Origin of the sequence: Kaistella treverensis, assembly GCF_900114045.1 — a bacterium.
Classification (GTDB): Bacteria; Bacteroidota; Bacteroidia; order Flavobacteriales; family Weeksellaceae; genus Kaistella; species Kaistella treverensis.
Genome location: NZ_FORQ01000001.1, coordinates 1,107,619 through 1,131,050 on the forward strand (window position 1 = coordinate 1,107,619; position 23,432 = coordinate 1,131,050).

Genomic DNA, 23,432 nt, shown 5'->3' on the forward strand with positions numbered 1-23,432 from the left:
ATCTAAAATGAAACTGGCTTACTCGTCCAGGAGGTCGGGGCGTTTTTCGTGGGTAATTCTCAATGCTTCTTCGTAGTGCCAGTCTGCGATTTTTTTTGAATTTCCGCTCAGCAAAATTTCGGGCACTTTTAAACCTTTGTATTCCGCAGGCCGGGTGTAAATCGGTGGTGAAAGTAAACCGTCCTGAAAACTGTCGGTAAGGGCAGATTGTTCATCATTCAAAACTCCGGGCAGCAACCTGATTACAGAATCCGCAAGCACGCAAGCCGCCAATTCGCCGCCCGTAAGCACAAAATCGCCAATGGAAATTTCTTTGGTGATATGCAGTTCGCGCACGCGCTGATCAATTCCTTTGTAATGACCACACAGAAAAATCAGATTTTTTTGGATGGATAAAGTATTTGAGATTCTTTGGTTTAAAGTTTCGCCGTCCGGGGTCAGATAAATTACCTCATCGTATTCACGCTGAGATTTAAGTTCAGAGAGGCACGCATCCAAAGGTTCAATCATCATCACCATTCCGGCACCGCCGCCGTAAGGTTCATCATCAATCTGCCGATGTTTTCCAATTCCCCATTCTCGCAAATGATGAAAATGTACTTCTACCAATCCTTTATCGACAGCGCGTTTCAGGATGGAAGTTTCAAACGGACTCTGCATCAGTTCCGGCAATACGCTTACAATATCTATTCTCATTGTTCGGTATTGTTCTTTTTGGTTGGAATAATGATGAGTCGCAATGAGGAATCTTTGTTAAAATAGCTCCACATCCAGTTTAGAAATATGGCGACTTTGTTGCGAACACTCAAAATTAACATCAAGTGCAGAAACATCCAGAAATACCAGGCTAAAAGGCCTTGAAATTTAAGATTCGGTAAATCTACAACGGCGCGATGTTTCCCGATGGTTGCCATGCTTCCGCGGTCGATATACTCAAATTCTTCCCACTCTTTGAGGTTTTTTTTCAAAATATTCCGTCCCAGATTTTTCCCCTGGTTGATGGCTACATTAGCCACCTGTGGATGCGCCGCAGGGTATTTCGGCGTTTCCATATGTGCGATGTCGCCAATTGCAAAAATATTGTCGTAACCTTTCACACGGTTATAACGGTCGGTCACAAAACGGTTTCTAATGATATTTTCAGGATTGATGCCGGCAATAATATTTCCGGTAACTCCGGCGGCCCAAATCACGTTATTTGCTGGAATGGTTTTGCCGCTTTCTGTTGAAACGAAATCACCGTTATAATCGGTAACCATTTCATCGCGCATAAAAATTACACCAAGTTCCTTCAGGTATTCATCGGCTTTTTGCTGGGCTTCCTCGCTCATCGTTTGCAAAGGAGTTTCGGTGGAACTTATTAGAATAATTTTCAGATCGCTGAAATTCATATGCGGATAATCCCGGGGCAGAATTTCTTTTTTCATTTCAGCAAAAGCTCCGGCCAGTTCTACTCCGGTTGGTCCACTGCCCACAATAACGATATTCCAGTTTCCGTCATCGGTACGGCGTCGTTCGCTGATGAGTTTTTCGAAGGTCAACAGCACGTGATTTCTGATGGAAATTGCTTCCTGAGTGGTTTTCATCCCAAACGTAAGCTTTTCCATTTTTTGATTGCCGAAATAATTGGTTTTACAGCCGGTGGCAAGCACCAGTTTATCATAAGTAAATTCGGAATCTGCAGTAATGATTTTATTTTGTTCCGGAATAATCTGCTGTACATCTGCAAGCCGGTACTGAATATTATGTGAACGCTGAAAAATTTTCCGGAACGGGAAAGAAATATTGCTTGGTTCAATACGTCCACAGGCAACCTGATAAAATAGCGGCTGAAACATGTGATGGTTCACCTTATCGATGACCATTACTTTTTTTCTTTTATTATTTAAAGTTCTGGCCAACTGTAGCCCCGCAAAGCCACCGCCGACAATCACTATTTTTTCTCGTGCTTCCATTATTACAAAAATAGGAAAATTAAGCCCGAAAAACGGCTTAAAACTAGATAAAAAAAACCTTGAAAAATATTTCCAAGGTTTTGATTTTATTGTTTTACTATTTGCATCACTTTCTGCGTATTGTCACTCAAAACATATCTCATCAGATATTTTCCGGGACGCAAACGGTCCAGGCGGATTTCTTCCGCGTTTTTGTTCACCTGAAATTCTGCTACCTGCATTCCTAAAATAGAATAAAAGGTTACCGTTTTTATCTGAAGGGAAGTGTCATTGGTTTTCACCATCAAAAAATCACGCGCCGGATTTGGATATACTACCAAAACTCCTTCATCGGTCTTCTGATGTGTTGCCAGGCTTCGGTCAGCAGACTGCGCAAATACTGAATTTGTACCTACTGCTAAAACGCCTATAAACATTACAAAATATAAAAATTTTTTCACCTATTATTTCTTTTTTAACCTAATTATTATACAAAAGTATGAAATTCAACTTAAATCTACACATTTTCAGCAAACTATAGTTAAATTTGCAAGCGATAAATCAATTATTATTCCAACCTTATGATAATCAACTCCAGAAATAGAAGACTACGTACCACACCTGCTTTGCGCGCACTTGTACAGGAAACCGTACTTACGACAAACGATTTTGTAATGCCAATTTTTGTAATGGAAGGTTCACAAAAACAGGAACCAATTTCCGCAATGCCGGGAATTTTCCGGCGCTCAATTGACCTGACCGTTCAGGAATGCCGCGAACTTTTTTCTTTAGGCATTAAAGGCGTCAATTTATATATGAAAGTTTCCGAAGATTTAAAGGACAATTCCGGAAAAGAAGCCTGGAACCCAAACGGATTGATGCAAAATACCATCAAAGCGATTAAAGACGCCGTGCCGGAAATGGTTGTGATGCCTGACGTTGCTTTGGATCCTTATTCGATGTACGGCCACGACGGAATTATCACCAAAGGAAAAATTGATAATGACGCTACCAATGGCGCGCTTGTAAAAATGTCCGTTTCACTTGCCGAAGCTGGTGCTGATATTATGGCGCCTAGCGATATGATGGACGGTCGTGTTTCGGCAATCCGCACGGGACTTGAAGAAAACGGATTTACCGATGTAGGAATTTTAAGCTACGCTGCTAAATATGCGAGCTCTTTTTACGGGCCTTTCCGTACCGCACTGGATTCTGCACCGAAAGAAAATCAGGATATTCCAAAAGATAAAAAAACCTATCAGATGGATTTCCATAATTCTCGTGAAGCTTTAGATGAAGTTTTAAAAGACGTCGCGGAAGGAGCCGATATCATTATGATTAAACCGGGAATACCATATTTAGACATCGTTTCAAAAGTTCGTGAAATGATTGATCTGCCAATTGCAGTATATAACGTCAGTGGCGAATATGCCATGTTGAAAGCTGCTGCACAAAACGGCTGGCTGGATAATGACAAAGCAATTATCGAAAGTTTAACGTGCATTAAACGCGCCGGTGCCGATATGATTTTCACTTACGCCGCAAAAGAAGCCGCAATGCTTTTAAATAATTAAAATAGAAAAACAAAAAAAAGAGCTTTTTAAGGCTCTTTTTTTTGTTTTGAGGTTTAGCGTTTTAGAGAAAATTTTCTTCCGCTATTTCCGGCAAATTTCCCAGATAAAATAATCCCAGACATTTCTGGTTTTCTTCCAAATTCAGATAATCTGAAAGATAATTAATGATTTTCGGTGTACTCCAATAACAGCCGATTCCGTGCGCTGTTGCGGACAAGTACATATTTTGCACACCCATCGCTACAGAAGCAACTTCTTCCCATTCTGGTACGAGTCCGCTGAAATTCGCATTGATAACGACAACAGCACTCGCCTGCTCGGCTTTCAGGCTGATGTCATTATATTTTTTTTCCAAAAACAGGTTTTCAGGTGTACTTTCCTTGTAAATAGCAGCCATTTTTCTTGCGAGTTCTAATTTTTCCTCACCTTCAAAAACCTTGAAACGGCCGGGCTTCGTGCGCTTGTGGCTGGGTGCAAGCTTGGCTGAGTTTAAAATTTCCTCCAAAATATTTTTTTCGATGTTACCACCGCTGTAAGATTTTGGAAAAATGCTTTTTCGGTTTTCAATGATGGTTTTTAGAATTTCGGAATTTTTCATGTAAAGAGAGGGAAATTTTTACCAGATCTGTTCAATGACCTGGCTGATATTATTTAGGACAAATGCATCGCCCGGCTTTTTTCCAAACATTGTTTTCGCCATCGGGCTTTCTTCAGAAATCGCATAAAAACGGTCGCCTTCAAAAAAGAATTCACCCAGCGACACCGAAATATAAAACCGCGCTTTGTTGGTGAAAACTATGGAACCAACCTGAACGCGCTCGGTTGGTGTGTTCAGCACTTTTCCGAGATTTCGCCGAAGATGGTTCAGCGAAGCCATTTGCTTTTGCATCTGGTAAATCTCCTCCTGCATTTCCTCGCGTATCGAATCGTATTTCGGAGTTTTTTTTATCTCGCGGCTCGCTTCCAGAGTAAATTCCATGAAACGCTCGAGCTTCTCGATTTTCTGAATAATTATATTTTGAATGTGACTGCGTACGTCACTTTTTATTAAGGTATTTTTCTGCATACCGCTTTCTTTTCAATTAAAGATAACAATCGTTTTCAGTAAACCTGTTTGCAAATTTAAAGCCTAAAATTTTTAAAGCTTTTCGCTAAAGTCCGGAAGTCATTTTCTGGCGTAAAGCTTCATATAAAATAGCACCACACGCCACAGAAACGTTCAGCGACTGTGTTTTACCAGCTATTGGAAGTTTAATTTTTTCATTGGAATGGTGTAAAACTTCTTTTGAAATTCCGGTTTCTTCGTTCCCCATCACCAGCGCGCAAGGCTGCGTAAAATCTACATCATAAATCAACTTCTGCGCTTTTTCGGTCGCAGAAAAAACCTGCACTCCAGATTGCTGTAAAAAATCCACCGCATGCGCCAGATTTTTTTCCTTACAAATTTTAAGGTTATAAATTGCTCCCGCTGAAGTTTTTATCGCGTCCGAATTTAGCGGCGCACCACCCTTTTCCGGAATAATTACCGCGTCTACGCCAGCACATTCGGCAGTCCGACAAATTGCACCAAAGTTTCGAACATCCGTCAGCCGATCAAGAATCAGCAAAAAAGGAGTCTTTCCGGCCTCAAAAATTTCTGGTAAAACATTTTCAATGGAATGAAATGGCACATCAGAAATAAAAGCCACCACACCCTGGTGATTTTTCCGGGTAAAACGGTTTAATTTTTCAACCGGAACGTAGTTCGGGCGAATTTTATGCTTCGTGAGCAAGGCTTTTAATTCCGCATAAATAGGACCTTGCAAAGCATTTTGCAAAAACACTTTATCTACTGTTTTTCCTGCTTCAATAGCTTCAATGACCGGTCGCAGGCCAAATATAAAATCTTCTTTCATTTATTTTTTCGTTGCTGAAAAGGCATTTTTTTGCTTTTTTACTGCGGCAAATTTACGAATCTAAAACTGTTCTCCTATTATCGCGCGTTTTTGCGCCATCACATAGCCCAGATGCTGGCTTTCGTGCATATTGTTAAAAATAATTGCATCCTGAATATTTTTCAGATCCAGGCCAAAACTCGTGGTATAAGGCGTATAATCTGAAAAGAAATCCGCGTCGTAATCTTTAATTAAAATTTTCGATGTTTCCGTCAGCAAATACGCCAAATCGTCAACTTCCGATTGTTGAACGTTGAGGTTGGGTAAAGTTCCTTTTTTGTAGGTTTCAATCCAGTATTTATCAATCCGAAACGGATTTCCGCTCAGATAATAGCACAGCAGCTGCTGCGTAGCCACCACGTGCGCAATGTTCCAGTAAATGTTATTATTAAAACCGTCCGGGATCAGCACCAGATCCCGCTGCGAAGTTTCGCGCAGGATTTCCAGCAGATTCAAGCGAACTTGCCGGTGTGCCTGAAAATGATAATTCATTTTGCCATAATTTTTAGAATCTCAAAAGTAGAGTAATTAACTGAAAATGACAAGACTTTCCGCGCTTTATCGAGGTTGTTACCTTCTATCAAAATCAAATTTATTTGCCGCTAAACGGGCAAATTTTTGGTGAATTCAAAATCTGAAAAATTATTGTAAGTCGCTTTGGCAGGGAACATTAACAAACTTTAACGCTTCGTTGGCATTAATTGTGTTGATTGGTGTGCGTAAATATTGGAAATTTACACTTTAAACCGCACACCTCTATGTCAGAACTCAATCAAGCAGAAGATATCAGATTGTTAACAGAAAAAGTAAGAGAACAAAATTACTTTTTTTCGCTTTTAAGGCAGGAAATCAACAAAGCAATTATCGGACAGGAATATATGGTAGATCGCCTTCTGATCGGTCTTCTGGGCAACGGCCACGTTTTGCTTGAAGGTGTTCCTGGTTTGGCAAAAACTTTAGCGATTAAAACTTTGTCTGATGCGGTACACGGAAATTTTTCCCGCATTCAGTTCACGCCGGATCTTTTGCCCGCGGATGTAGTGGGAACGATGATTTACAGCATAAAAGACAACGATTTTTCCATCAAAAAAGGGCCAATTTTTGCGAATTTCGTGTTGGCTGATGAGATTAACCGTGCGCCTTCAAAAGTACAGTCGGCGCTCTTGGAAGCCATGCAGGAAAAGCAGGTAACCATCGGTGATGAAACCATGCCTTTACCAAAACCATTTCTGGTTTTAGCTACACAAAACCCGATTGATCAGGAAGGAACTTATCTTTTGCCGGAAGCCCAAAGCGACCGGTTTATGCTGAAATGCACCATCACTTATCCGGATTTCGAAGCAGAAAGACAGATTATGAAGATGGTTGCAAGCTCGCATCAGCCAGTCATCAATCCCGTGATTTCCCTGGATCATATCACCGAAGCTAAAAAACTCATCAACCAGATTTACCTCGACGAAAAAATTGAAAAATATATTCTCGATATGGTTTTCGCCACACGCTTCCCGGATAAATACGGTCTCGGAGATTTGAAAAATTATATCAGTTTCGGTGCCTCACCGCGGGCTTCCATCAATCTATCAATTGCAGCGCGTGCCATGGCATTTTTGAAAAATCGCGCTTTTGTAATTCCGGAAGATGTGAAAGAAATCGCGAAAGACGTTTTGCGTCACCGTATCGGTTTAAGTTTCGAAGCTGAAGCTGAGGAAATTACGTCAGACCAAATTATTGACAAAATACTCGGAAAAATTCAGGCACCATAAGATCTATTATTAAAACCAAAAAATTTGCCCTTAAAACGGCAAAAAATTTCGAAAATACTTGCGCTCCAATTGCAATGGAAATTAAAGACATTATCAAAAAAGTAAAACAGATCGAAATCCGGACGAAGAAAAAGTCCGAGGCTACTTTGATGGGTCAATACCACAGCGCGTTTAAAGGTCAGGGAATGACGTTTTCAGAAGTCCGGCCATACCAGTTTGGTGACGAAATCCGCCGCATCGACTGGAATAAAACTGCGCGCTTCCGCGAACCTTTCGTCAAAGTGATGGAAGAAGAACGCGAGTTGACGATGATGCTTTTGGTGGATATTTCCGCCTCCATGGATTACGGAACGCAAACGCAGCTGAAAAGAGAATTTGTAGCAGAAATCGCCGCAAGCGTCGGTTTTTCCGCTGCCGGAAATAATGATAAAGTCGGCTTGATTTTATACGCCGACAAAGTTTACAAAGTGATTCCGCCGCAAAAAGGCCGGAAACATATTCTGGCGATTATCAGCACTTTGCTGAGCGTAGATTACGTTCCTGCCCAAGCAAAACTGGAATCTGCCCTGGAATATATGATGACGATTTTCAAAAAAAGGTCTTTAATTTTTCTTTTTTCAGATTTTGAAGATGCTTATGATTTAAAGATGCTTCGTGTAGCGGCTAGAAAACATCAGCTTTTGGGCTTGCGCGTTTTCGATTCTAAAGATGTAGAAATTCCTGATGTAGGTTATGCGCTTTTTAAAAATGCCGAAACCGGTCAGCAAATTTGGGCAAATACTTCCAGCGCGCGCTGGCGTTATGAATTTGCTGAAAAACAAAAGCAAAAACTAAATCAACTCACCGAAGATTTCGAAAGTTCCTCCGCAGCGTTACTCAACATCAGTACCGGCGACGATTACGCGAAATCGCTGTACCAATATTTTAGAAAAAGATAATTTTGAAAAATTTAGCCATTCTGCTGTTTATTTTTAGCAGTGTTTTTACCTTTTCACAAACACTCAGCTCAAAGCTTGACAAGCAAACGCTGGCTTTGGGCGAACCCGGGATTTTACGCATTCAGATTACCGATTTACAGGCTAAAGACGTGCAGGCTGCACCTCAAAATGAGCTGCTGCCTTTCCATTTTGAAGAAATTAAAGACAGCATTGATAAAAAAGCTGAAACCTACGATCGAATTATAGAATTTGCTGTTTTCGAAGAAGGGAAATTCACCATTCCCGCGCTTGATTTTAAAATCGGCGGCAAATTATACCACACCATTCCCTACGAAGTTGAGGTTATAAACACCGCGCAGAAAGGCGATGTAATTAATGACATCATGAAAAACAAAGAAGTAAATCTGGATGTCCGTGATTATTGGGAACTTTACAAATGGTATATTTTAGGCGCGCTGATTCTTCTGGCGCTGATCTTTGTGATTTATCAGATCGTAAAATATGCGAAACGGCAAAAATCTTCACCCGCGGTGATGACGAACCAAACTCTCAAACAGCTGGACCAGCTGAAAAAAAAGAAATATATCGAAAGTGGAAATTACCGGCTTTTTTATGTGGAATTATTGGATATTTCCCGAAATTTCATCACCAAACAATATAAAATTCCTGCTGATGTTTTGCTCACCGACGATCTCATCGATGTGCTGAAAGTCAACAACGCCATTTCACCGGAAAACGAAAAAATCGTGGAAGACATTTTTTTACGCGGTGATTTAGTAAAATTTGCAAAAATTTTCCCGGACCAGAAAGATATGCAGGAAGATTTTGACCGTTTACGGAATTTCGTGAAAACATCAACCAAAGATTTAGAAACCGAGCAACTGCGAAACGGCGTGTAAATAAAAAATTATGACTTTTGATTTTCTGAATTTCGAATTTTACAGCCCGTGGTTTTTACTGCTTTTTGCAGTTTTTATTCCACTCTTTCTGCGGGACTGGCGCAAAAAAGCGCCAACAGGAATTACGGTTCCGTCGACAGAAAATATGCAGGAAAACAAGGGAATTTTGTTCGTTTTATTTCTGCTGAAAATCTCGAAATATATTATACTTTCTGCGCTGATTATCGCTTTGGCACGGCCGCGTTCCTTCACCATTTCGCAAAATCAGGATGAAAGTCAAGGAATTGATATTATGCTGTCCGTAGACGTTTCGCTGAGTATGCTGGCGAAAGATCTGGAACCGGACCGACTTACCGCGCTGCAGAAAATTGCGAAAAAATTTGTGACCCAAAGACCTGGCGACCGTATTGGTTTGGTGATTTATTCCGGCGAGGCTTTTACCAAAGTTCCCGTAACTTCGGACCATTCCGTGGTGATGGATGAACTGGACCAGCTGAATCCGCTTGAACTTCAGCCCGGAACAGCAATTGGCGAAGGACTTTCGGTCGCCGTCAGCCATCTTAAAGACAGCAAAGCGAAGTCGAAAATTATTATTTTGATGACAGATGGCGTGAACACCATCGAAAATGCGATGCCAACGCAAGTTGGTTCGGAGCTTGCGCGAAGCAACGACATCAAAGTGTATTCGATTGGAATCGGAACGAATGGATACGCGCTAATGCCGACGCGAACTGATATTTTTGGCGATCTGGTTTTTACCGAAGAAGAAGTGAAAATTGATGAACCGGTATTACGCGAAATTGCGAAGACAACCGGTGGAAAATATTTCCGCGCAACGTCCAACAAAAGTTTGGAGGACGTTTACGACGAAATTAATCAGCTGGAAAAATCTGATTTGAAAATGACAAAACTCTACAATTACCAGGAATATTTCCGAATTTTCCTTTGGATTGCTTTGGCGACGCTGGTTTTAGACGCGCTGATGCGTTGGGTTTTTTATAAATTTTTAAGCTGAAAGATGGTAATTTTTAGGAGCAAGACAGTTTTCGCATCTCCCGAAGATTTTAACCCGCTTTCCGCTGTATCCCGCCGCGGCGGGGATGCCGCTGCAATCGGGGCTAGAAGAAAAATTTACCGTTCTTTCGGCATTTTTTTTGACTTTAACCAAAACCAAAATTCGCCCCTAAAAAGGCATATTTTTTAATTTTAGAAAAATCTGAAAATTCAGCCATAAAACGGCGTATTTTTCAACTTAAATAAAAACATCAAAAATTCGCCCTCAAACGGCTTATTTTTTCATTTTAGAAAAAGCTTTTTATTGCGAAATACTTAAATGAACTGGACTTTAGGAAATAACTGGTATTTACTTTTGCTGTTGCTTTTGCCGCTGCTGGGAATCATTATGTTTCAGTACGTAAAATGGAAAAACCGCCGCAAAGCAGTTTTTGCAGTCGCACGTTTTCAGCAGGAACTTTTTACCAAAAAAAGTGCTTTTTCAATGTGGCTGCCGATCTTTTACCTGCTTGGAACTTTATTTCTCATCATTTCAATCGTCGATGTTTTAAGCGGTTCCGAGGAAGTGAAAAGCAAGCAGAAAATGAATAACGTCATTTTTATGCTCGATGTTTCCAATTCCATGAACGCGCAGGACATCGCGCCGAACCGCCTCGAAGAAGCAAAAAACATCATCGTAAACACGATGAATAAAATGACCAACGACAAAGTTGGAATTGTGGTTTTCGCCGGTGATGCAACTTCAATTATGCCTTTAACTACGGATTTTACAGCGGTAGAAACCTATCTCGGCGGTGTGGAAACCAGCATCATCAAAACACAGGGCACCGATTTTTTGCAGGGAATGCAGCGCGTGGTTGAAAAATTTAAAAATATTCCGCCCGGCGCGCGAAAAGTAATCCTGCTAAGCGACGGGGAGGATAATGAAGGAAATGAAAAATCTGCCGTTAAACTGGCAAGAAATGAAGGAATTTCGGTAATCACCGTGGGGGTTGGTTCTGAAGAAGGCGCACCAATTCCGGAATATGTTTTCGGGCAGCTCATGGGCTATAAAACAGATATTACGGGACAAACCGTGATTTCAAAAAGGCAGACTTTAGCCCTGAAAAATATTGCTGAATCCACCGGCGGTACTTACGTTGATGGTAATAATCTGGAAAGCGCAACGTCGCAAATCATCGATGGTTTGAAGGCTTCTGCAAACTCATCTGAAAGCTTTGTAAAATCGAATAACGCCATTCATTATTACCAATATTTTCTGGCCGTTTCAGTCTTCTTTTTTCTGCTGATATTTCTTTTCAATCCGCGCGGCGAATTTAATATTTAGGTGAAACACCTTGATTTCTCATTATTTAACCCAAATTTAACAATTCGTCTCGTGCACTTTAACATATAAAGGAATATTTTTGCAGTGATGAATTTAAATTTACTTTTTGCACTCCTTTTGTTTACGTTCGGCGCGGTCTTTCTTTCAGCACAGGAAAACTACAATACGCTCGTATACAAGGGTAATCAGGAATTTGACCAACAAAATTATGAATCGGCGTCCAGCAAGTACATGGAGGCTGCAAAACTTAATGAAAAAGAATTTACCGCTCATTATAACCTTGGCAACGCTTTGTACAAAAGAAAAATGTACGAAGAAGCGCAGGCAGAGTTTGAAAAAGCAGAAAAATTAGCCACCACTTTACCCGACAAAAGTGCGGCGCTGTACAATCTTGGCAACAGTTATATGCAGCAGGACAACACCAAAAAAGCTGCAGAACTCTACAAACAATCCCTGAAACAGGATCCTTACAACGAAATCATCCGGAAGAATTATGAAATTGCAATGCTGAAAGAAAAGGAAAAGCAGCAGCAAAAAAATCAGAAAAACCAATCCGGTGGCGGCGGTGACGACAAAAATAAAGATCAAAACAAGGGTAACGAAAAAGGCGATCAGCCAGAGAAACAGGAAGGTGCCGGCCAGCAAGGAAAAGGTGAAGGCGACGGAAAAGATGAAAACAAAGGAAAAGGCGAAAACTCTGGTAAAATGCCAAAAGATTTAGAAGACGCAATTCTAAACCGCGTTGGCAACAAGGAACGCGAAACCGCCAAAAGAATTCTAAATAAAAACTCCTATTCGATGCCGCAAAGCAATGAGAAGGATTGGTAATGCATAAAAAAATCCCCCACATATTATTTCTCTTTCTCGCGGTACTTGGCTATGGTCAGGTAAAACTGGCGATTTCGGAAGTGAAAGACCTGAAAGTGAATCAGCGTTTTAAGCTGACGGTGCTTTTGGAAATCAGTGGTGAAAATATGGAGCAGGAAACTCCGCTGCAGGCGCCCGATCTTTCGAAATTTGACATCATCGGCAGCGCCTCGGAACGCAATATCATTGAACTTGATCGTCAGAAAGGAACAATCATCGATCAGCTGGTTTATCAGTGGGTTTTGGCGCCAAAGCATGCCGGTAAAGTGAAAATCGGTTCCGTACTCGTAACGGTAAATGGAAAAATCTACAAAACCGAACCTTTCGATGTTACCGTAAAAGATAGCGAACGCAGCCAGACTGTCGCGGACAATAACGATAGTGATGATCTTTACCTTAACCTAGAAGTTCAGGATAAAGAAGTCTATAAAAACCAACCGGTAACCGCGGTATTGCGCGCTTACAGCCGGAATTACAACAACTTCAGGAAAGTCGGCAGAATACACCCGAGTTCGCAAAGAAACATGAACATCAAACCGGTTTCATTTGCAAAATCGGAGATTGAATCGCGCGAAGGTATTGCCTCACAGGTAATCGGCGTGTTCATGATTTTCCCGAAAGAAGCCGGCGCGGTAGAAATCATGCCCATTTCGGCCTCTTTTTCCCCAAAATCTACACCGGTAACAATTTCATCAAATCCGGTGAAGATTAAGGTGAAAAAACTTCCTGCTGGAATGCCGGAAACCTATAAAAATGCGGTGGGCAACTTTGCCGTGGAACTCAGCAGAAAAAATGGTGATCAGCTTTTGGAAATCGATAAACCACTCAGTATTGTTTTGAAAGTTTCCGGAAAAGGAAATATAGAATCATTGGTTTTGCCGAAACTGGAGCAGTCACCGGATTATATCTTCTACGAACCGAAAATCACCGTGCAATCATCGGCCAAAGAAAAAGGTCTTACCGGTTTTGTAAGTTCCGAATATGTGGTAGTTCCGAAAAAAACCGGCTTAATACGGGTAAAATTTGAAGATTTTTCATTCTTCGATCCTGCGCTTCAAACCTACACCGATTTGGGCGTTCAGCAACTCGAACTTGATGTTAAAACGCCGCAGCAAATTGCGGAAGCAAAATCTACTTTAGAAAAAGTAAATGATTACACGAACAATGTCTTGGAAACGGTAAACACACCGGTTTTGCAGACCAAACATTTAAAGGTTCAGGAGAAAGAAAATATCAACTGGAAAATTGTTGCCGGCAACCTGGCTTTGCTCAGCACTTTCGCCATGCTGTTTTTCCTTGTCATCAGAAAAAACGAAAAGAAGAAACTGAAAAAAACACCCGTTTTACAGCCAATTTCTTCGATTGCTGAAACCGAAGAGGTGATTCGCAAAAAAATGGTCAATCACCTCGAAGAAAATATACAATATTTAAAAATTCTAAAAGATCGCAAAGATTATTCAACCTTCTTTTCAACCTACGAAGAGCTGTTGCGCGAGGCAATGGCGATTTATGGTGTAACCGACGACAAAGCTTTCAGAAGTCAGCTGGAAGCAGCGAAAGGCTCATATTTTACGGAAAAATACCGCAATCTTTCAGAGCGTATTCAGATGGAAAAATATTCACCAATTCGTTCAGACGAAGAAATTCAGGAGTTGTTTGAAGCCATCAAAACAATATTTTCAGACATTAACAAATAATCATTTATTTTTTATATTTTTGCGAAATTAATAAAACCAGAAAATGTTTGAATTTTTCTCTGTGAAAGAAACGCTCACCGCGACCATGATTCTTTTTGCTGTCATTGATATAGTTGGTTCCGTACCAATAATCGTGGGTCTGAAAAAGAAATTCGGCAAAATTGAAGCGGAACGTGCAACGATAGTTGCCGGAATTCTAATGATTGCGTTTCTGTTTATCGGGAATAATATTTTAAAACTAATCGGTGTTGACGTGAATTCCTTCGCGATCGCAGGTGCTTTCGTCATTTTTATCATCGCAATTGAAATGATTTTAGGAATTGAAATCCAGAAAAATGCGGAGTCAAAATCTGCTTCGATTGTGCCCATCGCATTTCCCTTGATTGCGGGCGCCGGAACATTAACTACAACGCTTTCACTTCGCGCGGAGTATCACGATATCAACATTATTGCAGGCATCATTCTCAACACAATTTTCGTATATTTGGTACTGAAATCAGCAAACTGGCTCGAAAACAAATTGGGAGACGGTACTTTGCAGGTTTTACAGAAGGTTTTTGGTATTATTTTGCTGGCAATTTCCATAAAATTATTTACCGCAAATTTCGCCCAACTTTTTTCAACGTACGTTAAATTTTAATCAGGAAAAATGCAACTCTTTTATAAAATATTCTTAGCGCTTTTTGTAATTTTTATAAGTTTCAACCTGTACAGAATGGAATGGAATCTTGGTTTCTGGCATGAAGAAAATTCAAAATTCATCCTTTCTATATCTGCGGCAATTCTGGGAATTATCGTGATTTACGTTCTTCACACGATGAGCCGTTTGGCGCAGAAAAAATAATACTGCTAAAACTTCATCACATCTTTTACAACACCGTTATTTTGCGTGTGTTGCAGCAATTCTTTGATAATAAATTCTTGAAGTACATCCTCTTTCTCGTTTGCCGGAAACAAAAGGTGGACATTCGCACCTGCATCAAGCGTAAAAAAGAGCGGTAAACCAGTTTTTTTCCGGAAATCCCAGATTTTATTGATAACAGCTAAAGTTCCGGTTTTCATTAAAATAAAGGCCGGATCGCTCACCATCATCATGGCGTGAAGTGTCAGCGCTTCGTGTTCCACCAGTTTAATAAAACTATTTATATCGCCTGATTTGAGGATATTTTTCAGTTTTGAAAAACTTTCGTGGGCTTCCTGAAAACGTCTTTCCGCGTACGGATTTGTATTCATCAAACCGTGACCAACACTGGAACTTACGGATTTTTCGCCTTCGTGAATGAGCAAAACCCAATCATTAAAACTTCGGAAAATTTCGTGAATTTTCTCGCTTGGATATGGAGTCGCAAAAAGATCCGAACTTCCGTCAACTTCCACAGTTTCGCCCCAAACCACCAAACCATTATAAAGACTTCGGCACGCACTTCCACTGCCAAGTCTTGCTAAAAAACTGGCTTTTTTCAAGGAGAATTTCGGGTCATTACAACCGGAAAAGGAATCATCCAAACGCAACAGACATTTCGCAATAGCGCCAAAACCTGAAGCCGAACTTGCAATTCCGGAGCTGTGCGGAAATGTATTTTCAGTTTTAATGATATATTTTCCTTTTAAAATCCAGGGTAAATATTCCTCGATTTTTTTAAAATAATTCTCGATTTTCTCCGCGAATTTTGGTTCTTCTTTTCCGGCAAGATAAGTTTCTACCGAAAATTTTTCATCCGCAAAAAACTCCATTTCCGTATTCGTTTTACATATTTGCAAAGTGTAGGAAATGCTCGGATTTGCCGGAATCTGGTTTTCGTATTTGCCCCAATATTTAATTAAAGCAATATTGGACGGGCAGCTTTCGGTAACTTTTTGGTCACTGATTTCAAAAGATTTTTTACCGGTAAATTCACTCATTTTTTGCGTTTTAACATTTTAAAAAAAAGGCCTTAATGTGCCGAAGAATTATACATTTTATCTACTAAATCTGCATATTTCTGCATCACAACATTTCTCTTCACTTTTAGCGTCGGTGTAATTTCGCCCGTCGTAATCTCAAATTCTGACGACATTAAGACGAATTTTTTGATTTTTTCAAAACCGGACAGATTCTGCTGAATCTCTTCAATTTTTTGGCTGTAAAACTCCTTAATTTTTTCAAGATTTACAATTTCTTTCCAAGTCGTAAAAGGGATATTCATTTTGGAAAGCTGGTCTTTTAAAGCTTCAAAATTTGGGATAATCATCGCCGTAACGTACGGTTTTCCTTCTGCAATCACCATTACCTGGTTGATGTAGTTGTTGTTTGAAAGAAGGTTTTCAATCGGTTGCGGAGCGACATATTTTCCGTTCGAGGTTTTCATTAAATCCTTGATGCGGTCCGTAATATACAGATTTCCGGCTTCGTCAAATTTACCAGCGTCACCTGTTCGGAACCAGCCGTCTTCGGTGAAAACTTCTGCTGTTTCCTCAGGTTTTTTATAATAGCCTTTCATTATTCCGCTGCCTTTTGCTAAAATTTCATCGTTTTCACCAATTTTAATTTTAGTGTCGCCCAGCGGAATTCCAGCGGAACCGTGAACGTAATGTTTAAACGGAAAAGCCGTCAAAGTCGCGGTAGTTTCGGTAAGTCCGTAACCGACCGTGATGTGAATTCCAATTGCATCGAAAAAGCGCGTGACCTCCGGCGAAACCGAAGCGCCGCCACACGGCATAAACCAAAGGTTTCCGCCCATTTTGTTTTTAATTTTATTAAAAACAAGCATTCCCGCTAGCGAATTTTTTATTTGAAGCGAAAACGGAATATTCTGATCCAATCTTTTCAGCTCTGCAACCTGACTTCCTGTTTCCAGCGCCCAGTTAAAAATTTTCTTTTTCGTCGCGGAACTGGAATTTGCCATTTCGTGGACGCCGGCGTAAATTTTTTGGTAAAACCGCGGCACGGCACACATAATTGTTGGTTTTATTTCCGATAAAGCACTGGCGATTAATTTGGTATTTTCCAGGAAATAAACCTTTGCACCGCCTGATAATGCGAGCAAAGTCCAGCTGCGCTCAAAGATGTGCGTGAGCGGTAAAAAGGCCAGTGAAGTTTCATTTTCGAAATTTGTAAATTTGAAAAAATCAAAATGCGCTTTCACCGACTGGTGAAAATTTCCGTGCGTAATCATGACGCCTTTCGGAACGCCGGTGGTGCCGGAAGTGTAAATTATGGTGGCTAAATCTTCATTATTTTTCGGTGAAATTTCAAGCTCGTCCGTACTTTTTTTAATGAAATCTTCCAGATACTGGCTGGTTTCTTTTTTAATCCAGATTGATTTTTTTGCCACAATTATTTGCTGCAAAAAGCGGCTATTTTCTAAAATTTCAAAAGCTGCATCGTATTGTTCCTGATTTCCTACCAAAATTATTTTGCATTCCGATTCTTCCAAAATATATTGCGCTTGTTCTTTATTATTGGTAGAATAAATCGGCACTGTGATAGCGCCAATGGATAAAATAGCAAGGTCAAAAGTGATCCATTCCGCCGAATTATCAGAGTAAATGGCGACAAGGTCACCTTCTGCAATTCCGGCGTTCAGCAAAGCATTCCCTGTTTTGAAAACGGAACGGCGGAAAACCGGCCAGGAAATTTCCATCCACTTATCTTTTTTCTTAAAGCCGATTGCGGATTTTGTAGGGTATTTTTCGCTATTTGAGTTTAAAAATTCTGCAATATTCATAATGACGGGTGATCAGAGATATAGTTTTTCAGGTGAAAGTTGAGACTTTCGAAAACCGGTATAAATTTGTAATTGAGTTCTTTTTTTATTTTTTCGCTGGAAACCACGTGATGCGACGTTACAGTTTCCAAGTTCACTTTATTCAGCATACGAAGTTTCGGAAAAAGCCAACCTAAAATAATGTTCAAAAAATAGCCGATTTTAAGAATATAATCTGGTATAAGCTTCGCTTTTGATTTGCGGAGTTTTTGCCGCACAAAGTTTGAAACTTCCAACAGTCTTTCTGTCGATGAAATGACGATAAATCTTTCATCGAAAACTTCTTTTTCCATCAGTTTCACAGCAATTTCAGCAACATCGCGAACATCAACATACGCCGAACTTCCACTCATGGCGTAAGGATATTTTGCTAAAGCGCTGAACATTTCACCACTACTCGCTTCCCAGTTTCCGCTGCCGATAATGACGCCGGGATTGAGAATTACTGTGTTTAAACCTTCGGCAGATGCACGCCAGACTTCCATTTCAGAAAAATGCTTGGAGCGTGCGTACGGCGAATGATCAACTTTCGGATTATAGTTGGCATCCTCAGTGACTTCACCTTTTTCATTAACGCCGTCTAACACCGCGGTGGAACTTACGAAGCACAACTTTTTCACCGTAGAAGTTTCAATCGCGAAAAGTAAGTTTCTGGTGCCAGCAATATTGGTGTGGTACATCGCGCGGCGGTCCTTCGGATGAAAACTTACTTTTGCTGCGCAATGGTAAACTTCCGTAATGCCAGTCAACGCGTTTTGAAGCGACAAAATATCTTCGAAATCCACATCCAACCATTCGACCTGGTCGAAATATTCTTTTGGATTTTCGGTGTAAAAACGGTAAGAATTTTCAACTTCCTTTAAATTGCTCGTTGCGCGTTTGGTTGCCCGCACTTTTTTACCGCGTTTCAGCAAATCTAAAACGATAACGCGGCCGAGAATTCCTGTTGCGCCTGTGACTAAAACCATATTTTAATTAAAGAAGTTGATTCAGAAATTTGGAAAAATTCAGGCTTTTAACAGGAAATTTTTCACCACTTCATTAAAGTCCGTCGGGTTTTCTGCCTGCACCCAATGACCCGCGTTTTTAATGGTTGCCACGCTGGAATTAGGAAACTGCTGTTTGATCTGAAATTCGTCCTGCGGCAAAATATACTGTGATTTTTCACCGGAAATAAATAAAGTTTCGCCGCTGAAAACACCGAATTTTATCGCATTCGAAACAAATTCCTCATATTTTTCAGACAGGGTTTTTAAATTAAAACGCCAGTCCAGTTTTTTATCATCGGTCCAGTAAAGGTTTTTGGTTAAAAATAAAATCACCGACTTTTCCGGAATATATTGCGAGAGCACGTCTTCAACCTGTTGTCTGGATGTCGCGGTGGAGAAATCTACACTTTCCAGCGCCTTTAAAATGCCCTGATGATGCGGCGGATATGCTTTTGGCGAAATATCTACCACGATTAATTTATTAACTTTCACCGGATATTTAATAGCAAACTGCATTACCGCTTTTCCCCCGAGCGAATGTCCCAAAAGATTGATTTTTTCGAGGCCGTGAAATTCCATATAATGCAAGATGTCGTGCGCTAAATCGTCGTGTGACATTTGCGGTGAATGAAAACTTTTTCCGTGGTTGCGCAAATCCAGCAGATGAACCGGGAGAAATTCGCCCATTTCCTTACCAAAACTTCCCCAGTTATCCAGCATTCCGAACAAACCGTGAAAAACCAGAAGCGGAATTCCGGCTTTTTCCTGTCCATATATTTTTGAGTGTAGAATTTCCATGAAAAATTATATAGTTCAAAATTACGTTAAATATTGATGTTTAGCACCGATAAAAATTCCGGCTTAAAACGACCTTTTTTTCTGAATTACCAACGCGCAAGTCTTTTCAGATAAGCCTGAACGGTATTTTCCAGTCCCATATAAAGTGCTTCCGAAATCAGCGCGTGCCCAATGGAAACTTCCAATAAATTCGGCACATTTTCGGCAAAATATTTCAAATTTTCTAAGCTTAAATCGTGGCCGGCATTTATTCCGAGCCCAAATTTTTCAGCTTCAACCGCGGTTTCAATGTAAGATTTTATCGCGTCTTCTTTATTTGCATTATAATTTTTAGCGTAGGCTTCGGTATAAAGTTCAATCCGGTCGGTTCCGGTTTCTGCGGCAAACTTTACAATTTCCGGGTTCGGATCTAAAAAAACCGAAGTTCTGATACCGGCATTTTTAAATTCTGAAATCACATTTTTCAAAAAACCTAAATGTTTTTGGCAATCCCAACCGGCGTTCGACGTAATTGCATCATCACCATCGGGAACCAAAGTTACCTGCTCCGGTTTAATTTCCAGAACCATATCGATGAACGGACGGTGCGGGTTTCCTTCAATATTGAATTCCGTGTGTACCAAAGGTTTCAAATCATACACATCTTTTCGCGTGATATGCCGCTGATCAGGTCGCGGATGAATGGTAATTCCCTGCGCACCGAATTCCTGCAGCTTCACGGCAGCTTCGGTGACACTTGGCAAATCGCCGCCGCGCGCATTTCGGAGCGTTGCGATTTTATTGATATTTACACTGAGTTTTGTCATTGAATTAGATTTTTGTAAACTGCATGATTTCGAGATCGAAATCCTTTGAAGCTACCATCAGATGGTCGAAAATATCCGCCATTATCGCTTCGTAAGATTCCCACGCAGAATCGTTGGTGAAACAGTAAATTTCCAGCGGCATTCCCTGTGGCGTATTTTCCAGCTGACGAACCATCAAAGTTCCGTTCTGGTCAACTCGCTTATTGTTTTTAAGGAAATTTAAAGCATAAACGCGGAAAACTCCGATGTTGGTGAGCTGTCGTCCGTTGATGAGCAGGTCGGAATTTTCAAGCGGATTTCTTTCTTTTTTAATTTCCTCGGACATTTCATGCAGATAATCTTTTATCAAATTAATTTTTGAAAGCCGCGCAAGCGCTTCTTCATCTAAAAATTTAAAAGATTTAATGTTAAAAATAATGGAACGTTTAATTCGTCGAGTATTGCTTTCCGACATTACCTGAAGATTTTTGATTTCTGTGGTTAAAAAATCATAAGTAGGAATGGTGGAAATTGTTTTGTCGAAATTTTCAATTTTCGTAGTCAAAAGATTAAGGTCCACAATCGTCCCTTCCATATTATACTTTGGAATTCCGATCCAGTCACCGACTTTTAAATTTTTGGAAGTTGCAACGTGAATTCCAGTCACAAAACCCAAAATAGTATCGCGGAAAACCAAAACCAAAACCGCAGTAATTGCTCCCAAACTTCCGACAATTGCGGAACCGCTGATGCCGAACATTACACTAATTGCGATCACAGAACATACGAAAATTCCGAAAATGTTAATGGTTTGCGAAACCGCATTTAGGGCGATGATTTTGTAATAATCTTTTTTGATAATGAAATAATTCCTGGTCGCCGTTACACCACGCAGCAAAAGTTGCGCGATGACGATGACAATCAGAAGTCCAATGAGTCTTTCCAGAAAAATATGGCTTTTCGGGTGCCGGTAAAAAATTGAAAAAAGCGCGTAACTCCCAAAGAGCAAAGCGCCAATATGCGCGAGGGAATTGGTGATTCTCGCGGAATAAATGGACTTTAAAACCGGATATTTTTCCTTATCAAAGAAGAGCTTGAAAATGGTGTTGATGACCAGTTTAATCAGGAAATCAACCACATAAATAATGGCGAGAAAAAAGAGAAATTTCAGGAAAATCTGCGAAAGCAAAACAAAAGTATCAGGCACATTTTCCCGTACAAAAAAATGAATATAGTCGCTTATATTCTGCAAAAAGTCTTTAGTGTCCGCCAGTTCTTTGTTCATTGCAGCAAAAATAAGAAATCCGTTTGTCTTTCCCTGATTTATAAGTACATTTAACAAAATTTAGTTATCATGGATGCTGCATTAATCACGCTTGTGAGTATTATTTTATTGGTTCTCGGGATTATTGGAACTTTTTTACCGGTTTTACCAGGACTTTTTCTCAGTTTATGCGGACTATTAATTTATAAATTCGGGACCGATGCACCGATTTCCATGGTTTACATCTGGATTTTTGTCGTGCTTACAGCGCTTTCCGCGGTTTTGAATTACGTAATTCCAGCACGAACGAATAGAAAGTATGGTGGAACGCGTTGGGGCAGCGTTGGATCGATTGTTGGAACTTTAGTCGGAATGTTTTTTATTCCCATCCCGTTTGGTTTTCTAATCGGAATGTTTCTGGGCGTTTTTATCGGTGAACTGCTGCACGATTCTACAGACAAAAAGAAAGCTTTTAACAGTACAAAAGGCGCATTAATCGGGTTTATTTACGGCACAGGTTTTAATTTCATCGTTGGTGTGGCAATGCTTTTGGTGGTGGTAATTGATATTTACAAAAACTAAAGAAATGTTCCTCAAAATTGCCTTTGGTTTAATGACGCTTTTGTCGGCTCAAACCTGTGAAAAGCAAACCAAAACCACTTCGGAAAATCAAGAAAATCTGCCCGAAAAGCAGCTAAAAACTGATTCGGCGCAGTTCGGTAATTCTAAAAAAAATGCCGAAAATTCCGCCAATTTTTCTGAAAACTTTGCTGTGAAAGATTCCGCTTTTATTTATTTAAATGAAGGTGAGAACCGGTTTTTCAAAGAATTTGAAATGAATATCACCTTTAAAAAAATGCTGGAAGACAGCCGCTGCCCGAAAGATGTGAAATGCATTTGGCAGGGAAATGCAAAAGCTGAAATTGAACTTACCGGAACTTACACGCGACCCGTAACATTGGAATTAAGCACCATAAATGACGCGAAAAAAGGGTTTTCCAATTCAAAACAATTTAATGGATATCTAATTTCTTTGGTTGAAGTTTCACCCAAAACCACTTCAGCGAAAAATTTTGAAGCTTTGAAACTTCATTATAAAATTAAACTTCAAATAGAAAAAATCGGGGCAAAATAGGCCAAATTTTTCAAAATAACTTACCACGAAATTGGCTTGATATTTTTCGATTTTAAATAGTTATTAACTTTCGAAAAAGGTTTGCTGCCGTAAAAACCACGGTGTACAGAAAATGGCGAAGGATGCGCAGATTTTATTATAAAATGTTTTGAAGTATCGATTAATTCCTCTTTTTTCTGCGCAAAAGCGCCCCACAAAATAAAAACCACGTTTTCTTTTTTTTCCGAAATCTCTTTAATGATAAAATTGGTGAACTTTTCCCAACCCAAATCTTTGTGTGAATTTGGTGAATGCGCACGCACTGTAAGCGAGGAATTTAAAAGCAAAACACCTTGCCTTGCCCAATCTTCGAGATCGGTTTTTTGTCGTTCAATACCTAAATCTGACTTCAGTTCGGTGAAAATATTTTTCAGTGACGGCGGTGCCGAAACTTCTTCGGAAACAGAAAAACTCAATCCATTTGCCTGATTATCATTATGATACGGGTCCTGACCGATAATTACCACTTTTACCTCATCGAAAGGTGTGAGATCCAAAGCGCGGAAAATCTCTTTTCTTGGCGGAAAAACTTTAGCAGAATTATACTGCGTTTTCACATTTTGCCAGAGATTTTCGAAATATTCGGAATTTTTTATCGGGGCAAGAACTTCGGTCCAGGTCATGGTGCTGTATTTTTGATTGGTAAAAAATAAAGTTGAAAACTAATCTATGATTTAGCGCGTTTGGTTTCCAACTCCGAAACTACAAAATTAGCACAATATCAAAATA

Annotated in this window: 26 protein-coding genes; 12 read left to right on the top strand and 14 right to left on the bottom strand. The window is 40.1% G+C overall.

Annotated features, from left to right (window positions below; translation table 11 throughout):
- Window positions 1-18 precede the first annotated feature (18 nt).
- The 3 genes from trmD to BMZ55_RS05230 all read right to left on the bottom strand — a co-directional run bounded on the left by trmD (window position 19) and on the right by BMZ55_RS05230 (window position 2,395).
- Entirely contained in the window at window positions 19-696 is a 678-nt protein-coding gene (trmD, locus tag BMZ55_RS05220; RefSeq protein ID WP_089819243.1) for a tRNA (guanosine(37)-N1)-methyltransferase TrmD, read from the bottom strand.
- A complete protein-coding gene (locus tag BMZ55_RS05225; RefSeq protein WP_089819245.1) occupies window positions 693-1,955 on the bottom strand; it encodes an NAD(P)/FAD-dependent oxidoreductase in 1,263 nt (420 codons plus the stop codon). The genes trmD and BMZ55_RS05225 overlap by 4 nt, the downstream gene beginning before the upstream one ends.
- Before the next feature lie 86 nt (window positions 1,956-2,041).
- The gene (locus tag BMZ55_RS05230) at window positions 2,042-2,395 is read right to left on the bottom strand and encodes a T9SS type A sorting domain-containing protein (RefSeq protein ID WP_233701887.1); all 354 of its coding nucleotides are present in this window, start codon (window positions 2,393-2,395) and stop codon (window positions 2,042-2,044) included.
- A 120-nt stretch (window positions 2,396-2,515) separates the two neighbouring features.
- On the opposite strand from BMZ55_RS05230, the gene hemB reads away from it, so the two are divergent.
- The gene (gene hemB, locus BMZ55_RS05235) at window positions 2,516-3,508 is read left to right on the top strand and encodes a porphobilinogen synthase (protein WP_089819247.1); all 993 of its coding nucleotides are present in this window, start codon (window positions 2,516-2,518) and stop codon (window positions 3,506-3,508) included.
- Between the two features lie 61 nt (window positions 3,509-3,569).
- On the opposite strand, the gene BMZ55_RS05240 is transcribed toward hemB, so the two are convergent.
- From BMZ55_RS05240 to BMZ55_RS05255, 4 genes are all read right to left on the bottom strand, one after another.
- Window positions 3,570-4,106: a nitroreductase family protein gene (locus tag BMZ55_RS05240; protein ID WP_089819249.1), complete on the bottom strand. Its 537-nt coding sequence runs from the start codon at window positions 4,104-4,106 to the stop codon at window positions 3,570-3,572.
- An 18-nt stretch (window positions 4,107-4,124) separates the two neighbouring features.
- Window positions 4,125-4,574, bottom strand: coding sequence for a GreA/GreB family elongation factor (locus BMZ55_RS05245; RefSeq protein WP_089819252.1), 450 nt, complete (start codon window positions 4,572-4,574; stop codon window positions 4,125-4,127).
- Between the two features lie 85 nt (window positions 4,575-4,659).
- Window positions 4,660-5,403 (bottom strand): 23S rRNA (guanosine(2251)-2'-O)-methyltransferase RlmB, encoded by a 744-nt coding sequence (gene rlmB / locus BMZ55_RS05250; RefSeq protein ID WP_039343422.1) that lies wholly within the window; start codon window positions 5,401-5,403, stop codon window positions 4,660-4,662.
- 60 nt (window positions 5,404-5,463) lie between these two features.
- Entirely contained in the window at window positions 5,464-5,934 is a 471-nt protein-coding gene (locus BMZ55_RS05255) for a DinB family protein (RefSeq protein WP_039343421.1), read from the bottom strand.
- Window positions 5,935-6,200: 266 nt separating this feature from the next.
- On the opposite strand from BMZ55_RS05255, the gene BMZ55_RS05260 reads away from it, so the two are divergent.
- From BMZ55_RS05260 to BMZ55_RS05305, 9 genes are all read left to right on the top strand, one after another.
- Window positions 6,201-7,205 (top strand): AAA family ATPase, encoded by a 1,005-nt coding sequence (locus BMZ55_RS05260; protein WP_089819254.1) that lies wholly within the window; start codon window positions 6,201-6,203, stop codon window positions 7,203-7,205.
- 74 nt (window positions 7,206-7,279) lie between these two features.
- Window positions 7,280-8,143 carry a DUF58 domain-containing protein gene (locus BMZ55_RS05265; protein ID WP_089819255.1) on the top strand — a complete coding sequence of 288 codons (864 nt, stop codon included), beginning with the start codon at window positions 7,280-7,282 and terminating at the stop codon, window positions 8,141-8,143.
- Window positions 8,143-9,042 carry a BatD family protein gene (locus BMZ55_RS05270; protein ID WP_089819257.1) on the top strand — a complete coding sequence of 300 codons (900 nt, stop codon included), beginning with the start codon at window positions 8,143-8,145 and terminating at the stop codon, window positions 9,040-9,042. Before BMZ55_RS05265 ends, BMZ55_RS05270 begins: the two co-directional genes overlap by 1 nt.
- Before the next feature lie 10 nt (window positions 9,043-9,052).
- Complete coding sequence (locus BMZ55_RS05275; RefSeq protein WP_089819259.1) at window positions 9,053-10,057, top strand: vWA domain-containing protein; 1,005 nt, start codon at window positions 9,053-9,055, stop codon at window positions 10,055-10,057.
- Window positions 10,058-10,375: 318 nt separating this feature from the next.
- Window positions 10,376-11,383 carry a vWA domain-containing protein gene (locus BMZ55_RS05285; RefSeq protein ID WP_089819263.1) on the top strand — a complete coding sequence of 336 codons (1,008 nt, stop codon included), beginning with the start codon at window positions 10,376-10,378 and terminating at the stop codon, window positions 11,381-11,383.
- A gap of 87 nt (window positions 11,384-11,470) precedes the next feature.
- The gene (locus BMZ55_RS05290; protein ID WP_089819265.1) at window positions 11,471-12,211 is read left to right on the top strand and encodes a tetratricopeptide repeat protein; all 741 of its coding nucleotides are present in this window, start codon (window positions 11,471-11,473) and stop codon (window positions 12,209-12,211) included.
- The gene (locus BMZ55_RS05295; RefSeq protein ID WP_089819267.1) at window positions 12,211-13,947 is read left to right on the top strand and encodes a BatD family protein; all 1,737 of its coding nucleotides are present in this window, start codon (window positions 12,211-12,213) and stop codon (window positions 13,945-13,947) included. The genes BMZ55_RS05290 and BMZ55_RS05295 overlap by 1 nt, the downstream gene beginning before the upstream one ends.
- 43 nt (window positions 13,948-13,990) lie before the next feature.
- Window positions 13,991-14,587, top strand: coding sequence for a MarC family protein (locus BMZ55_RS05300; protein WP_089819269.1), 597 nt, complete (start codon window positions 13,991-13,993; stop codon window positions 14,585-14,587).
- Between the two features lie 75 nt (window positions 14,588-14,662).
- Window positions 14,663-14,791: a hypothetical protein gene (locus BMZ55_RS05305; protein ID WP_316930473.1), complete on the top strand. Its 129-nt coding sequence runs from the start codon at window positions 14,663-14,665 to the stop codon at window positions 14,789-14,791.
- Between the two features lie 5 nt (window positions 14,792-14,796).
- On the opposite strand, the gene BMZ55_RS05310 is transcribed toward BMZ55_RS05305, so the two are convergent.
- From BMZ55_RS05310 to BMZ55_RS05335, 6 genes are all read right to left on the bottom strand, one after another.
- Entirely contained in the window at window positions 14,797-15,849 is a 1,053-nt protein-coding gene (locus tag BMZ55_RS05310; RefSeq protein ID WP_089819273.1) for a diphosphomevalonate decarboxylase, read from the bottom strand.
- 32 nt (window positions 15,850-15,881) lie between these two features.
- A complete protein-coding gene (locus BMZ55_RS05315; protein ID WP_089819275.1) occupies window positions 15,882-17,654 on the bottom strand; it encodes an AMP-dependent synthetase/ligase in 1,773 nt (590 codons plus the stop codon).
- Window positions 17,651-18,661 (bottom strand): NAD-dependent epimerase/dehydratase family protein, encoded by a 1,011-nt coding sequence (locus tag BMZ55_RS05320; RefSeq protein ID WP_089819277.1) that lies wholly within the window; start codon window positions 18,659-18,661, stop codon window positions 17,651-17,653. The genes BMZ55_RS05315 and BMZ55_RS05320 overlap by 4 nt, the downstream gene beginning before the upstream one ends.
- A 39-nt stretch (window positions 18,662-18,700) precedes the next feature.
- Entirely contained in the window at window positions 18,701-19,480 is a 780-nt protein-coding gene (locus tag BMZ55_RS05325; RefSeq protein ID WP_089819279.1) for an alpha/beta fold hydrolase, read from the bottom strand.
- 86 nt (window positions 19,481-19,566) lie between these two features.
- Entirely contained in the window at window positions 19,567-20,286 is a 720-nt protein-coding gene (locus BMZ55_RS05330) for a pyridoxine 5'-phosphate synthase (RefSeq protein WP_089819281.1), read from the bottom strand.
- 4 nt (window positions 20,287-20,290) lie between these two features.
- Window positions 20,291-21,550: a mechanosensitive ion channel family protein gene (locus tag BMZ55_RS05335; protein WP_089819283.1), complete on the bottom strand. Its 1,260-nt coding sequence runs from the start codon at window positions 21,548-21,550 to the stop codon at window positions 20,291-20,293.
- Window positions 21,551-21,619: 69 nt separating this feature from the next.
- On the opposite strand from BMZ55_RS05335, the gene BMZ55_RS05340 reads away from it, so the two are divergent.
- Together BMZ55_RS05340 and BMZ55_RS05345 are read left to right on the top strand one after the other, a co-directional pair.
- Complete coding sequence (locus tag BMZ55_RS05340) at window positions 21,620-22,111, top strand: DUF456 domain-containing protein (protein ID WP_039343375.1); 492 nt, start codon at window positions 21,620-21,622, stop codon at window positions 22,109-22,111.
- Window positions 22,112-22,115: 4 nt separating this feature from the next.
- Entirely contained in the window at window positions 22,116-22,664 is a 549-nt protein-coding gene (locus tag BMZ55_RS05345; protein ID WP_089819285.1) for a hypothetical protein, read from the top strand.
- Between the two features lie 20 nt (window positions 22,665-22,684).
- Here the strand turns inward: BMZ55_RS05345 and BMZ55_RS05350 are convergent, their stop codons facing one another.
- Complete coding sequence (locus BMZ55_RS05350) at window positions 22,685-23,326, bottom strand: uracil-DNA glycosylase (protein WP_089819287.1); 642 nt, start codon at window positions 23,324-23,326, stop codon at window positions 22,685-22,687.
- Between the last annotated feature and the right edge of the window lie 106 nt (window positions 23,327-23,432).